Below are 13,764 nucleotides of genomic sequence, written 5' to 3'. Positions count from 1 at the left end.
GACGTAGCACAACAGACATGGTCGAAAGGGAACAAGATGGCTATCACACCAGCAGACATCGAACAGATGACATTCTCCGAGGACAAGAAGCACGGTTACAACACCGAGGAGGTCGATGCCTTCCTCGACCAGCTCTCCGCAGAGGTTGACGCGATGCTGCAGAAGATCGCCGACCTCAAGGGTCGCCTGAACAACTCCGAGCAGCAGCTCGCCGCCGCGCAGGCCCAGGTCGCCCAGCTCAAGGAGCAGAGTGCCGCCACGCCCGTCGAGGTCGCGCCCGCCCCGGCGCCCGCCGCCGACTTCAGCGCCTCCGAGCGCCAGATCTCCCAGGTTCTCATCGTCGCCCAGCAGAGTGCGGACAAGCTCGTCGCGGACGCCCGCACCAATGCGGAGAACATCCGCAACGAGGCCGACCAGAAGGCCCGCGAGGTCATTCGCCAGGCCCTGGCCGAGAAGCAGAACGAGCTCGACGAGATCGATCGCCTGAAGCAGTCCCGCGAGGACTTCCGCGCAGAGTACAAGAGGCTCCTGCAGCACTTCATGGACGATGCCGACTCCGTCTTCCCCGAGAAGGTCCTCACGGCCCCGAACGGCTCCGCCGCAGCGCACACCGAGAGCTACGCCGCTCCTGCCGTTCAGCCCGCCTCTGCTGTGGCAGAGACTGACGCAGCGCCGTACGCTCCGGTCAGCAGCACCGCCCCTGCGGACTTCAGCGACTTGGACTAAGGCGGTCCCAAGGCCGTCGCGGTCCCAGGGCCGTCATCCCGTCCGTCCATCGGGTGGCCTAGGCCAACGGACGTCCCGAGGACCCTGCCGTGTGGCGGGGTCCTTCTTCTGTCTGGCTGCCGGCATAGCGTGCCGGCTGGCCCGCTGGCAGGTGGCACCCGTGCGGTTGACGCAGTGGGCACAACTGTAGCCGCAGGCGCTGGTGGGCTAAGGCCATGGAAGCCCGATGCACGGGGCCTCAGGGCCCTGGAGGACCAGGTCGCGAAGTGGGCCGGTGAGCCGGGTTCTGTCGAGGACGATCATTTGTCTACGAGCGCCGTTGCCGACGCCCTCTAGCGCGCAACCCGAGCGCGGTGCGGGCAACACCATGGCGCTCCTATTTGCGTTTGCTCCGGAAGGGGCTTGCCAAGCCGCCTGGTCGCCCAGACGCTGGTGGTCTCTTACACCACCGTTTCAGCTTTTCTCTCACTCGCCCAAGCGAGCAGCGGGAGTCTTCTTTTCTGCGGCGCTTTCCGTCGGGTCACCCCGCCAGGCCGTTAGCCTGCTTCCTGCCCTGTGGAGCCCGGACTTTCCTCATGGCTCACGGCCTCTTGCAGGCCTTGAGCCCCGCGATCGTCTGGCCCACTTCGCGGACGGCATTGTACCATATGGGTGCAGGGGTATGTGCGAAGGCACGTCGGGCATGCGGGTGGACAAGGGATGGTGCGCGCGATGGCGGGGGAGGCATATCTCACCCTTGGCGAGGGCATCGAGGAGACGGGCGAGGTGGAGGATCGTCGCAGCCGCTTCATCGCCCAACTGAGCCATGTCTCAAGCGAGGCCGAGGCCAACGCCTTCATAGCCAGGGTGCGCGCACGTCACCATGATGCCCGCCATAACGTGCCCGCCTGGATACTTGCGGATGGCCGCGCGCGCTGCTCGGATGACGGGGAGCCCCAGCGGACCTCCGGCATGCCCACCCTCGAGGTGCTGCGCGGTGCGGGTCTGGCAGACATCTGCTGTGTGACCACCCGCTACTTCGGGGGCACGCTCCTGGGGTCCGGGGGCCTTGCACGGGCCTATACGGCCGCTGCCCAGAAGGCCGTGCAGGCCGCCCAAAGCACAGGCCACATGGTGCGCATGGATCTTGTCGCGAGGGTGACCGCGACCATCCCGTACAGCGCGTATGGCAGGGTCGAGCGCATGGTTGTCGACTGCGGCGGCAAGGTGAGGGACACCATCTTCTCAGAGGACGTGCAAATGAACTGCGTCTTTCTTGCGGGCACGCAGGAACGCTTCGTCGCGTCCCTGCGGGAGCTGGCGCAAGGAGAGGACCTCTGCCTGGTCGGCGAGCCGGTCTTCGGGGAGTTCTGACGGCCGGGCCTTTCGTGAGCGACCCCGATGGAACGCCCCTCGGGGCGCCTACACCTCCGTGCCCCTCTGCATGAGCTCATGCCCAAGCGCGTCGGCACCCACAAACAGATGCGCCTCCATACCGGCGACCATGGCACCCGCGACGTTGTCCCGATTGTCGTCCACAAAGAGGCATTCGGCGGGCTTGAGTCCATAGCGGTCACAGAGCAGCTGGTAGATACGGGGATCGGGCTTCATGAGCCCCTCGTAGGCCGAGACCACCCAACCATCCATGATGTCCCAGCATGGTATGCGCGCGTGGGCCCGTTCGAAGCGCAGGCCTGCATTGGAGAGCAGGTAGACTCCAAGGCCCGCCGCATGGATGCGCTCCGCAAGCCTGTTGGTGCCGGTGATCGCGGGCTGGTGGAGGTCCCACTCCGCAAGGGCCCGATGCAGGTTGGGGTGCAGCCGCTCGGGCAGCCGAGCCGCCGCCACGCGCTCCATGGTCCCCTCGTCTATGGCGCCGGCATCGAGCAAAGACCAGCTGGGATGTGCAAAGAGGGCGGCGTTCAGGAGCCTGGCATCCCCCTCGTCGTTGGTAAAGGCGCTCGAGAGCATCATGCCATCGAAGCGCAGAAGCACCTGTCCCATGTCGAACACCACATTTTTGATGGTCATGCGTCACTCCCTCCTGCAGGATAAGCCAACATGAGGGCGCCCGGAGACCATGGGATTCCGGGCGCCCGCAGTTCTCGCGTCACCGCCGTGCTAGAGCAGGGGGACCTTCGGGGCGGAGAATGGCGGGGGTGTCCCGGTTCCTAGTCGCGCCTGCCCACGCCCAGCGCCACACCCATGCCGCTCCAGGGCTCCACCTCAACGTCCTTGCTCTCGTCGTCCCATATCTCGAGCAAATCGTTGGGCACGTAGCTGCGCCTGACGTCCACCTCGCCGCCATACAGGCGGAACCAGTCGTTGCTCATGATGAGGTAGCCGTCCTTGCCGGCGTCCTTGCCCCAGCTGTTCTCCACGCGCCAGGCGCGGGGACGGCCGTCTTGGCCAAGCTCCACGCCTTGGAAGGTCATGGCATGGGTGAGGCAGGTCTCACATAGGTCGATCATGTCGGTGCGCCCCATCGACAGGTCAATGCCAAAGAGGCCGTCGACGTCCACGGCATCCGTCGAGAGCACGTACTTGAAGTCCTCTATGCGGCGGGGGAACTGCTGCATGACGTCACAGGCCATGGCCAGGGGGTTGCCGTCGCGCAGCGAGGCCACCGACGCGTCCTCAAGGTACTCGGGGGCCACGTTGAGGCAGCGCACCTTGATGCCGCCCAGGACGGAGTCGATGCGCTTGATGCGATAGACCTTGCCATACGGCATCTTGCTGCCGGGAATGGAGACCAGCTGCACGTAGCCGTTGGGGTCCACGGGGACATAGCGCTCCGCGAACTCGCGAGGGGTCAGGCCAAAGTCGCGCAGGATCTGCGCGGGCTTCTCGTCGTCCCCGTCCTTCTCGGCCCCCTTCTTCGGGGTGGGCTCGATGGGGGAGAGTCTCGAGGCATCGGCCTTGCAGTCCTTGCCCACCTTGAGCTCGAGGTCAAAGGTCACAGGCGGCTCGCCCAGGCAGACGCACAGGATCTGGTGCACCTGCAGGACGAACTCCTCCTTGGTCTTGTGGAGCTGCTCGACGGTCGCGCCCTGGTCCGCCTGTGCGCGCAGGGCACGCGCAGCCTTGCGCACGAGGCGCTCGAGCTGGGAGTCCATCTGCTCGGAGTTCCTGGAGCAGGCGGTCTCGGGCATGGCGTCCTTGGGAACCAGGCCCCACTTCCTGACGATGCTCATGGCGAAGGGATAGAAGCCGCCATCGCCCATGCCGTTCCGGAGCAGCTCCTGGACCTCGCGGGAGTCGACGGGCAGGTCGGCCGTCTGGATGATGTACTCCAAAGTCGAGTTGGCCTTCTCGAGCTTGTCATAGAACATGCCAAAGGCCTGGCTAAACTCAAAGCTGTCCACGTCCAGGAACTTGATGGTCTCCTGGCGCAGCGCGTTGAAGGCCGAGAACATCCAGCAGCGGCCGGACTGGCGCTGGTTGGTGATGTCGCCAGTCTTGGGGATGGCGATGCCGTAGGTGTCGGTGTAGGCGCGCATCTTCGAGATGTCGCGGGCTGCGGCCATGACATCCATGGACGTCACGGAGTTGCGGGCCACGCGGTTGGCACGCTCCTTGGGGAAGTCGCGGGTGAGGCCGTCGGCCCAGGAGCGGCTGATGTTTCCGTCCGTCATGCTTGGAAAGGTCCTCTCTCGTAAGGAATAAGGGATCACCCCATGCCCCTGGCGCCACGGCCCGGTGGGTCCAGGCGGTTCCAAGGGGCGAGCGGCAGGCTAGCGTGCAAGGGATCCCATGGGATCCCACGGCGCGAGCTCGACGGGGGTGGCCTCGTAGGCGGCGCGCTCGTCCTCCGTCAGGTACTTCCTGTCCACGACCACCTGGTACACGTACTCGTCGAACCACGCGTCGGAGAGGGTGTCAAAACCGTCACGGCCGTGGTCCTTGCCCCAGCTGTTCTCCACCTTCCACATGGCAGGCCTGCCTTCGGCGTCCATGCGCACGCCCTCAAGGACCATGGCGTGGGTCATGAGCGACTCGCCGAAGTCGAGCCGCTCCGCCCTGTCGAGGGCACCGCTTACGGGAAAGCCCATGAGCGCGTCGACGTCGATGGCGGCGGTGTCCATGATGCCCTCGTCGCGCAGGTAGCTCTGGTCCACATCGCAGCCAAACCATACGGGCAGGTCGTCCTTAAGCTGGGCGATGGCGACTCGCTTGAGCTCGTCGATGGGGAGGTTGAGGTGGCGTACGGTGCCGTCCTCCCACACGTTGCCCAGCCGGCTCACCGTGAAGCTCCTGTAGTAGGGCTTGTCTGCGGTGGGTGCGCTGATGAGGGACACGAAGTCATCGAGCTCCATGTCCACGGCCCGTCCAAAGAACTCCTGGGGCGTGAACTCTCCCGAGAGCACCACCTTGTCGTCTTTGTCGCGCAGACGGACGCCGAAGCGTGCGGGAGGTTCGCCTAGGCAGGTGACGAGCAGATGCCACACGTCACCCATCATCTCCTTCTTCATGGCGAGGAGGTCGTTCGTCGTCGCTTCGGCGTCCGCGGTCTCGCGCAGCCTCTTTGCCGCACCACGCAGGTAGCGGGTGAGGCATGCGTCCATGTCGTGGGTGTTCCTGGAGCAGGCGGTCTCGGGCATGGCCTCCTTGGGCACGACGCCATACTTGCGCACCAGGCTCTTGAACATGTCCCACTGCCCGCCGTCGCCAATGGGGTCGGCGAGGAGATGGGCCATCAGGCGCCCGTCGAGAGGCTCCTCGAGCGTGTCCAGGACGTTCTCCAAGAACCAGTTGCTCTTCTCGAGCTTATCGAAGAAGAGGGGATAGGCCTGGGAGAGCTCGAAGGTCTTGAGGTTGAACTTCTTGATGGTGCGGTAACGCATCGTGTTCAGGCTTGCGAACATCCAGCAGCGGCCCGAGCGCTCCTGGTTCGTGCGCTCCCCCTGCTTGACCTCGACGTCGAACTGCAGGGCATTGGCCGCCACGCCCTCGGGCACGCGGGCGGCCCTGCGCAGGCCCATCGAGGTCGTGGCGTTCTTCGCGACGACGTTCGCGCGATCGCCGAGAAACGCCTCCCTCGCGATCGCGAGGTCATCGGCGGTGACGCTCCTCATCTCATCCATCGGTACGCCTTTCTGGTTCGGAGTTGTCAACAGAGACGAGGATAGCATCTCCGGCGTCGCACGTTTCGCTCGGCTTACTTACCGGAGACTCCCGTTATACTGGTCACAAGATCTTCGGTGGGTGACGCGTGGCGGTCGTGTCCTTCCGTGGCCCACCTCGTCAGCCCTCCCTCGCGAGCGTAAGAGGTACCTGCTTGAGCACACGTGACGGCATAGGCCTCGAGGTTCCCGGCTACGCGCTGCGCGTCGTCTTTGCACTGGAGAGTGCCGGCTTCGAGGCGTGGGTCGTCGGGGGGTGGGTTCGTGACGCCCTGCTGGGCACCCCCAGCCACGACGTGGACGTGACCACGTCAGCCCCATGGGAGGCCGCCGCCCGCGTCCTGCGCGCGGCTGGCATCGAGGTCCACGAGACGGGTGTTGCTCATGGTACCGTGACCGCCGTCGTGGACGGCAGGGCCGTCGAGACGACCACGTATCGCGTGGAGGGATCCTACAGCGACCATCGCCATCCGGACGAGGTCCTCTTCGTGGATGACATCCGCGACGACCTCGCCCGCCGCGACCTCACCGTGAACGCCATGGCCTATCACCCCGCCCGCGGGCTCCTCGATCCCTTTGGGGGCCGAGAGGACCTCGCCACGGGCGTCATCCGTGCGGTTGGCGTCCCCCGACGGCGCTTCGAGGAGGACGCCCTCAGGGTCCTGCGGGCCGTGCGATTCGCCTGTCGCCTGGGCTTCGTGGTGGAGCCGCATACCCAGGAGGCGCTCGTCGCCTGCGCTCGCGGCCTCGGCGACATCGCGCGTGAGCGCATAGGCCAGGAGCTCGATGGGATCGTGGGGACCGGACGCATGGGCTGGGCCCTCACGCATGAGACGGAGGTCCTCTCCGCCGCCATCCCCGAGATCGCCGCCATGGTCGGCTTCGACCAGCGCAGTCCCTATCACGCCTTCGACGTGCTGACGCACACGGCCCACGTCTGCCATGCCGTCGAGGAGTTCACGGGGGGCATGGCCTCGAGCGAGCTTCGCTGGGCCGCCCTCCTGCACGACGTCGCCAAGCCGCAGACCTTCACCATCGACGAGACGGGGCGTGGTCACTTCTACGGGCATCCCAAGGTCGGGGCGGACATGGCGGCTGCGATCATGAGGCGCCTCGCGCTGCCAGGCGACCTGGTGGCTCCCGTGAGGGCCCTCGTCCGCCTCCACGACCATGTCGTCAAGCCGACGGGGCGTTCCATCCGGCGCACGCTCCTCAAGTTCGAGAACGCCTGCCCCGGCCGCGCGCTCGAGCTCACCTTCGCGCTGCTCGACCTCAAGCGCGCCGACGCGGCATCGAAGGTGTCCTCGGCGGCCAAGTACGCCATCGACCTCGACCGAATGTCCGCTGCCGTGCGCGAGGAGGTCGCGCGTGGCGGCGCGTGGCGCCTGAGGGACCTCGACGTCAGTGGGGCGGACGTCATAGCGTGTCTGGGCATCAGCCCGGGGCCTGCCGTGGGCATCATCCTGAACGAGATGCTCTCCTCGGTCGTGAACGGGGACGTCCCCAACGAGCGCCGGGCGCTTCTCGCGTCCATCGGCTCGCGCACATAAAGAAGCGGGCCGCCTGCCGACGACCCGCCGCACATGTGGTAGCCCGTACCAGATTCGAACTGGTGATCTCCGCCTTGAGAGGGCGGCGTCCTGAACCGCTAGACGAACGGGCCGTATGGCGCGAAGCCAACAGATGGTAGCCCGTACCAGATTCGAACTGGTGATCTCCGCCTTGAGAGGGCGGCGTCCTGAACCGCTAGACGAACGGGCCGTTCTGTTTCCAAAGGCAACATGGCTGGGACGGAGAGAATCGAACTCCCACTGACGGAACCAGAATCCGTTGTCCTACCGTTAGACGACGTCCCAATTCAGATTGCCCGCGCTTCAGCGCAGGAAGAGACTATACGGGAAAAGCAGGGACGTTGCAACGGGAATTTTGGACGGCACACCATCGGTGAGAAAGTCTTCACAAGTGGTGTGCGGTGGGCTCGCCGTGCGAGTTGACGGGTACCATAGATGTGCTTTGTCGCGAACGCGTCCCCGACGCCCGAGGATGGTGTCGGGCCTTTCGTGCGGGCGACGCGTCAGGTGGCGTTTGGGGTCGGATGTCGACGGGGAGGCCCATGGCTGGGAGAGCGTCAGGTACGAGGGGAGACGACGGCTTCGACGGGGCCGTCGGTCCAAGAAGGCCTGTCGGCGCCGTTCGCGTTACGGTCTCCGCCCCTCACGTGACCGACGCCTCGGCCGCCACAGGCGTCACCGATAACCAGGAGAGCAGGGCGCAGGCCCGCCGGGGGGCGCTCTTCCTCTCGGCCGTCGTGGGAGCCTACCTGGCCTATCTCGCCATTTCCGGCCAGATGGGGACCTTTGCGGACGCCCTCTCGTCGGTCGATGCCGGATGGGTCCTGAGGGCGTGCCTCTGCTTCGCCTCCTACTGGGTGTTCGGCGTCCTGGCATACGTGATCGCGGTCTACCTCGACCACGACTCGCCTGTCGGCGTCCGCGACCTCATGAGCGTCGAGGCGTCCGGGGTCTTCTTCGGCAACCTGACCCCCATGATGGCCGGCGCCGTGCCCGCGCAGATCTATCGCCTCACGCGGACGGGCCTTGACGTGGGGGAGGCTTCGGCCACCCAGTTCACGCGCTTCATCATGTTCCAGCTCGGCGTCGTCCTCTTCGCCGCCGTGATGCTCGTCGCGAAGGCGGGCTACTTCCTCGAGGCATATGGTGACATCTTCCTGCTGAACCTCGTGGTCTTCGGCGTCCACTTCCTCGAGCTCGCGGGCATCTTCGTGGTATGCCTCTGCCCCCGCTTCGTCATGCGCGTCGGAAACGGGGCCATCGCCCTGGCCGACCGCCATGGTTGGCTCAGGGAGAGCGCCCGCTGGGATGAGATGGTCAACGTCCAGGTCATGGAGTTCTCGAACGCGTTCAGGCGCGCTGCAAGCGACCTGCCCTCCATGGGCCTCACCCTCCTGGTGACCATGGCCCAGCTCGCGAGTCTCTACATGATCCCCTGGTTTGTGCTAGGCGCCTTTGGCATCGAGGCGGACTTCCTGGAGTGCCTGGCGGCTGGGTCCATGGTCCAGATGGTGGCCTCGGCCGTGCCGCTGCCGGGGGGCACGGGTGGCGCCGAGGGTGGCTTCCTGATGTTCTTTGGCCACATGTTCGGCAGTGCGTCTTCTGCGGGCTTCCTCGTCTGGCGCATCGCCACCTTCTTTGGACCCACACTTTTGGCGGCACCCCTGCTGGGCCTGCGCTCTCCTGGTGGGCGACCGAGCATCTACGGCCGCATCAGCCGCCTCCGCCTCCTCCTTTCGGGCCACCGCAGGGGTGCGGGCCGCCTCGGGCCGACGGGGGCCTCGCTTTCAGGGGGCGTCGTGGCGCGCAGGCTGCGCGAACGGAAGGGAGGGCATGGCCCCCGCTAAGGGTTTGACGGCAGGCCCTACCCACAGAGCCCGCAGGAGGCGCACCTCGATGTGGCCGTCCGTGCCGAGGCCGTGGCGGCGAGCCCCCCGAGGGCCGTCTCGCGCAGCGACTGAGGCAGGGCGTCCCCGACCGACTTCATGGCGGCGACCACCTCGTCGAAGGGCAGGGGATCGAGCACGCCCGAGAGGGCTAGCTGGGCGGCGACGAGGGCGTTTGCGACACCGATGGCGTTGCGGTTCTGGCAGGGGTACTCGACGAGCCCGCGCACGGGGTCGCAGACCAGGCCCAGCAGGTTGGCGATGGCCGTCGATGCCGCCGAGAGGCAGACCTCGGGGGTGGCCCCCATGAGCTCGGCTACGGCACTCGCGGCCATGGCGGCGGCGCTTCCCACCTCCGCCTGACAGCCTCCCTCCGCGCCTGCCACGGATGCGTTGCGCGCGACGACGGCCCCGATGGCGCAGGCGTTCCAGAGCGCGCGGCGTACCTCCTCGTCCGTGCTGCCGAGGGACTCCGACACGGCGAGCACGGCTCCGGGCACCACTCCCGCCGAGCCGGCCGTCGGCGCCGCGACGATGACGCCCATGGTCGCGGAGCGCTCGAGGGTTGCCATGGCGTAGGCCGCCGCCTTGGTGAGGGTGGTTCCCAGCAGGCCCCCGGCGAGCTCCTCGCCCCTGTCGAGGAGGGATCTCGCCTGGCCCCCGATGAGCCCTCCAAGCGAGCGCTCGGGCCTCTCGATGGGTCCCGTCGTCTCGTCTCGCATGACCTCGAGGACATGCGCCATGCGCGCGTCGACGTCCTCGTGGGACTCGAGCTCCTCCTCGCGCCTCCGCATGGCCCCTCCTATGGAGGTCCGCCCGCGCCTGCAGAGAGCGAGCAGCTCGGCGCCGTCATTGAAGCCCAGTCGCAGGTGCGTCTCGGGAGAGACGTGCGACGATCCCGGTATGTCGACCACGCGTGCGGAGACGACGTTGGGGGCCGCCGAGAGGCCGGACAGCAGGTCGGGGTCTATGCCGTCATCGAGCTCGAAGACGGTGTGGGCGCTCCCGCCCCTGCGTTCGCGGTAGGTGCGCATGGTGGCGATGTTTGACGACGAGGCCGACAGGGCACCCGTGAGCGACGCCAGGACGCCGGGTCGGTCGAGGTGCGTGACGAAGAGGGTGGGATAGTCCCCGCTGATCTCGACGCGGACGCCGTTTATGGCGCCGATGCGTATGCGTCCGCCCCCGACGGACTCGCCCACGAGGGAGATCTCCTCGCCGGAGTCGGAGCGCATGACGATCCTGACCGTGTTGGGGTGTCGGCCCGCATCGTCCCCCGCCTCGACGAACGAGAACTTGAGACCCGCCTTGCGGGCGAGCGCGAAGGAGTCCCGCACGCGCGCGTCATCTGGCGCGAGCCCCAGCATGCCTGCCACCAGGGCGCGATCGCTGCCGTGGCCCCGGTAGGTGTGCGAGAAGGAGTTGTAGAGCGAGAATTCGACGTTCCTGAGGCCCTTTGGTGCCAGCGAGCGGGCCACGAGGGCGATGCGCAGGGCTCCTGCGGTATGGGAGGACGACGGTCCCACCATGATGGGGCCGAGTATCTCGAAGGCGGACGTCGTCATCATGGCTGCGCGCTCCTTGGGTTTGGCTGGCGCGCCCGGCTCGCCGCACGTCGCGCCTTCTCGTCTCATGCGAGCTGATGATACGGCATGCGGGGGACCGCCTGCCGCCTCGTGTTGCTCCTATACCTCAACCGGAGCTTGGCGGATGCGGGCCGTGCCGCTCTACGCCCCACAAGCCACCAGCTCGTACGCACGTCTCGACGTAATGGTATCTTGGCTGGCAATCAAACGTGATTGAGGGGGCGCTCGCAGATTCATATTGCATATTGCGGCGAGAAGGACATGGCAGACAAATCGAATCATTGGACGCCCCTGCTGAGGCTGGAGGTCGACGAGGGGCAGCGGGGCTTCGTGGCGACGAACGCGCAGCGTCGTCTTCTCCAACGACGTGACGGCGGCGCTTGCGTTGCTGGACGGGAAGTGCTTCAAGAGCCCCTCCTTTGCCCAGGTCACCTCAATGAAAATGCATGCAAGGTCTTGACGCAGCGGCATCTCGGCTAGCTATGAAGCCATATGATAGTATGAATTTGCATTGTTTTCCCATAAATCAAGACATGAGAATGGGAGTCGAGGGCAATGGCACTGCTCCAGACCACAATCGATGACGATGTAAAGAAGCGCGCAGACAAGGTTTTCGCGCGCAGCGGACTCACGACCGCCATGGCGGTCAGGGTGATGGTGACGCAGGTCGCCAACACAGGCTCAAGCCCTTTCGACGGGCTGTTTCTCGGACGCGGGGGGCAGGAGTACTCCGACGAGGTGAGGATCGCGATGCTCCGCGAGGAAGCCAAGGAGTACGGACTCATTCCGGATGACTCCTTCGACGCGACGACCATGCCCCAAGACGTGTTGGAAATGCTGGGCGTGACAGCCGACGAGGCGGCCATATGAGCTGGACGGTAAAGGCAAGCGCCGCGTTCTGGGAGACGGTCAGGCCATTCCGAGACAAGTACCCCAGGCAGGAGTACGTCGAGATCATCAAGACGATTCGCGAGGCAATCGCCGAGCTTGCGCAGAGCGGAGAGGTCCAGGAGACGGGCTGGAACGAGCATCGCCTCGAGCTATCCCCGTACAACGACGGACAGCACTTCGAGTTCCATGTCCATGGTGACGATGTTCTGGTCGTGTACTTCAAGCGAGAGAGGAAGCACATAATCCGGATGGTGGGCGTCTATGACCACCGCTCGATACCGTCGGAATAGCACGCAAGCCAAAACTGCCACTGGTCACAAGGCGTCTATGACCACCGCTCGATACCGTCGGAATAGGCACGGCATCGAGAGGAACGCGAGGGACGGGGAAGGGTACGGGCACAAGCGCTGGGTCGACGGCGCCACAGGCGGCCCGTCGACGTCAGGCCGTCCTCCCTGCGCGCAAGCGCCCTCCCGTGCGGGTCCCGCGTCGTTCCTGCCCTACTGCGCGAGCGGCAGCGCGCGCTCGAGCCGCGCGAGCGTCGTCTCGCGCCCCAGGAGCTCGAGCGACTCGCCGAGCGGGGGAGAGACCTGGTTGCCGCACACGGCCACGCGCACGGCACCGTAGAACTTGCGCTTGTTAGTGCCGAGGGCCTCGGGCAGAGGCTCAAGCGCGGCGTCTATGGAAGCGGCGTGCCACGAGCCCTCGCTCACCCCTGACAGCGCCCTGGAGGCAGCCTCAAGGGCGGCGGGGGCGTAGTCCCCCCTGAGGTTCTTCTCCACGCTCCTCTCGTCGAAGGTGACCTCGTCGCCCTCGTAGAGGAAGCGGGACTTCTCCACCACATCGCCCGCGAGCGTGGTGCGCGGCTTCAGGATGTCGGCCAACAGCAGGTACCATGCCTTGGGGTGGGTGGGGTCGGCCTCGCGCTCGAGGCCCGCCTCCACAAGCTCGGGCATGAGCACGTCGAACACGAAGCGCTCCGTGTCCATGGCCTGGATGTACTGGCCCTGGATCCAGTCGAGCTTCTTGGGGTCGAAGGTGGCGGGGTTCTTGGACACGTGGTCGAGAGAGAACTCGTGGGCCAGGACGTCGCGAGGAATGATGGTGGTCTCGCCATCCAGCGCCCAGCCCAGGAGCGCCAGGTAGTTCACGAAGGCGTCCGGGAGGTAGCCGGCGTCGCGGTACTCCTCCACGGAGGTGGCCCCATGGCGCTTGGAGAGCTTCTTGCCGTCTGGCCCCAGGATCATGGAGATGTGCGCGAAGACGGGGGTCGGCGCCCCCAGGGCCTCGTAGACCATCACCTGGCGCGGTGTGTTGGACAGGTGGTCGTCCCCGCGGATGACGTGGGTGATGCCCATGTCGGCGTCATCCACCACCGTGGCGAAGTTGTAGGTGGGCGTGCCGTCGGAACGGAAGATGATGAAGTCGTCAAGCTCCCGGGCGTTGAAGATCACGTCGCCATGCACGGCGTCGTGGATGGCGACGTCGCCGCGGCCGTCGGGGACCTTGATGCGGATGGTGTAGGGCTCGCCGGCGTCAACGCGCCGCTGCGCCTCGGCGGGGTCGATGCCTCGGCAGCTGCGCTGGTAGCCCTGGAAGGGATCATGGCGCTCCTCGGCAGCCTTCCTGTCTGCGGCAAGCTTCTCGGCCGAGCAGAAGCAGTAGTAGGCCCTGCCCTCCGAGACGAGCCTCTGTGCCGCGTCACGGTAGGTGTCCAGGCGGTCCGTCTGCTTGTAGGGGCCGCAGGGGCCACCCACATCGGGGCCCTCGTCCCAATCAAGCCCCAGCCAGCGCATGGCCCGCAGGATGACCTGGGTGTTCTCCTCGGTCGAGCGGGTGGGGTCGGTGTCGTCGATCCTCAGGATGAACGTGCCCTTGTGCGCGCGGGCGAAGGCCCAGTTGTAGATGGCGGTGCGGGCGCCCCCCACGTGCAGCTTGCCCGTGGGGGAGGGCGCGAAGCGAACACGGACGGGCCTGGTGTCTTCGGAGCTCAAGATGGTGC

General features: G+C 66.3%; 11 protein-coding genes, 3 tRNA genes and 1 other RNA gene. 6 read left to right on the top strand and 9 right to left on the bottom strand.

What is annotated here, in order from left to right; genetic code table 11:
- The first annotated feature begins 36 nt into the window (after positions 1-36).
- On the top strand, positions 37-726 hold the full coding sequence (locus OLSU_RS05465) for a DivIVA domain-containing protein (protein WP_013251950.1): 690 nt from the start codon (positions 37-39) through the stop codon (positions 724-726).
- A 259-nt stretch (positions 727-985) separates the two neighbouring features.
- Here the strand turns inward: OLSU_RS05465 and rnpB are convergent.
- An RNA gene (rnpB, locus tag OLSU_RS09230) (RNase P RNA component class A) lies at positions 986-1,354 on the bottom strand.
- An 83-nt stretch (positions 1,355-1,437) separates the two neighbouring features.
- On the opposite strand from rnpB, the gene OLSU_RS05460 reads away from it, so the two are divergent.
- On the top strand, positions 1,438-2,079 hold the full coding sequence (locus tag OLSU_RS05460; protein WP_041548931.1) for an IMPACT family protein: 642 nt from the start codon (positions 1,438-1,440) through the stop codon (positions 2,077-2,079).
- Positions 2,080-2,127: 48 nt separating this feature from the next.
- Here the strand turns inward: OLSU_RS05460 and OLSU_RS05455 are convergent, their stop codons facing one another.
- From OLSU_RS05455 to OLSU_RS05445, 3 genes are all read right to left on the bottom strand, one after another.
- Positions 2,128-2,736, bottom strand: coding sequence for an HAD family hydrolase (locus OLSU_RS05455; protein WP_013251948.1), 609 nt, complete (start codon positions 2,734-2,736; stop codon positions 2,128-2,130).
- A gap of 140 nt (positions 2,737-2,876) precedes the next feature.
- Positions 2,877-4,340 carry a C1 family peptidase gene (locus OLSU_RS05450; protein WP_013251947.1) on the bottom strand — a complete coding sequence of 488 codons (1,464 nt, stop codon included), beginning with the start codon at positions 4,338-4,340 and terminating at the stop codon, positions 2,877-2,879.
- A 99-nt stretch (positions 4,341-4,439) separates the two neighbouring features.
- Positions 4,440-5,789, bottom strand: a complete 1,350-nt coding sequence (locus OLSU_RS05445) for a C1 family peptidase (RefSeq protein WP_013251946.1) — start codon at positions 5,787-5,789, stop codon at positions 4,440-4,442.
- A gap of 194 nt (positions 5,790-5,983) precedes the next feature.
- On the opposite strand from OLSU_RS05445, the gene OLSU_RS05440 reads away from it, so the two are divergent.
- Entirely contained in the window at positions 5,984-7,378 is a 1,395-nt protein-coding gene (locus OLSU_RS05440; protein ID WP_013251945.1) for a CCA tRNA nucleotidyltransferase, read from the top strand.
- A 36-nt stretch (positions 7,379-7,414) separates the two neighbouring features.
- On the opposite strand, the gene OLSU_RS05435 is transcribed toward OLSU_RS05440, so the two are convergent.
- The 3 genes from OLSU_RS05435 to OLSU_RS05425 all read right to left on the bottom strand — a co-directional run bounded on the left by OLSU_RS05435 (position 7,415) and on the right by OLSU_RS05425 (position 7,684).
- Positions 7,415-7,491: transfer RNA gene (locus tag OLSU_RS05435), tRNA-Glu, on the bottom strand.
- 21 nt (positions 7,492-7,512) lie between these two features.
- Positions 7,513-7,589, bottom strand: a tRNA-Glu gene (locus OLSU_RS05430).
- A gap of 21 nt (positions 7,590-7,610) precedes the next feature.
- Positions 7,611-7,684, bottom strand: a tRNA-Gln gene (locus tag OLSU_RS05425).
- A gap of 257 nt (positions 7,685-7,941) precedes the next feature.
- Here OLSU_RS05425 and OLSU_RS05420 point away from each other — a divergent pair.
- Positions 7,942-9,246: a lysylphosphatidylglycerol synthase transmembrane domain-containing protein gene (locus OLSU_RS05420; RefSeq protein ID WP_013251944.1), complete on the top strand. Its 1,305-nt coding sequence runs from the start codon at positions 7,942-7,944 to the stop codon at positions 9,244-9,246.
- A 17-nt stretch (positions 9,247-9,263) separates the two neighbouring features.
- On the opposite strand, the gene sdaAA is transcribed toward OLSU_RS05420, so the two are convergent.
- Positions 9,264-10,853 (bottom strand): L-serine ammonia-lyase, iron-sulfur-dependent, subunit alpha, encoded by a 1,590-nt coding sequence (sdaAA, locus tag OLSU_RS05415; RefSeq protein WP_013251943.1) that lies wholly within the window; start codon positions 10,851-10,853, stop codon positions 9,264-9,266.
- Positions 10,854-11,426: 573 nt separating this feature from the next.
- Here sdaAA and OLSU_RS05410 point away from each other — a divergent pair.
- Both OLSU_RS05410 and OLSU_RS05405 read left to right on the top strand, forming a co-directional pair.
- The gene (locus OLSU_RS05410) at positions 11,427-11,741 is read left to right on the top strand and encodes a type II toxin-antitoxin system RelB/DinJ family antitoxin (protein WP_013251942.1); all 315 of its coding nucleotides are present in this window, start codon (positions 11,427-11,429) and stop codon (positions 11,739-11,741) included.
- Positions 11,738-12,052 carry a hypothetical protein gene (locus tag OLSU_RS05405; protein WP_013251941.1) on the top strand — a complete coding sequence of 105 codons (315 nt, stop codon included), beginning with the start codon at positions 11,738-11,740 and terminating at the stop codon, positions 12,050-12,052. The genes OLSU_RS05410 and OLSU_RS05405 overlap by 4 nt, the downstream gene beginning before the upstream one ends.
- 210 nt (positions 12,053-12,262) lie before the next feature.
- On the opposite strand, the gene gltX is transcribed toward OLSU_RS05405, so the two are convergent.
- Complete coding sequence (gene gltX, locus OLSU_RS05400) at positions 12,263-13,756, bottom strand: glutamate--tRNA ligase (RefSeq protein WP_013251940.1); 1,494 nt, start codon at positions 13,754-13,756, stop codon at positions 12,263-12,265.
- Positions 13,757-13,764: the final 8 nt, after the last annotated feature.

The organism is Olsenella uli DSM 7084 (genome assembly GCF_000143845.1).
GTDB lineage: Bacteria > Actinomycetota > Coriobacteriia > Coriobacteriales > Atopobiaceae > Olsenella > Olsenella uli.
The sequence above is the reverse complement of the archived record's forward strand: the minus strand, read 5'-3'. Positions and strand labels throughout refer to the sequence as shown.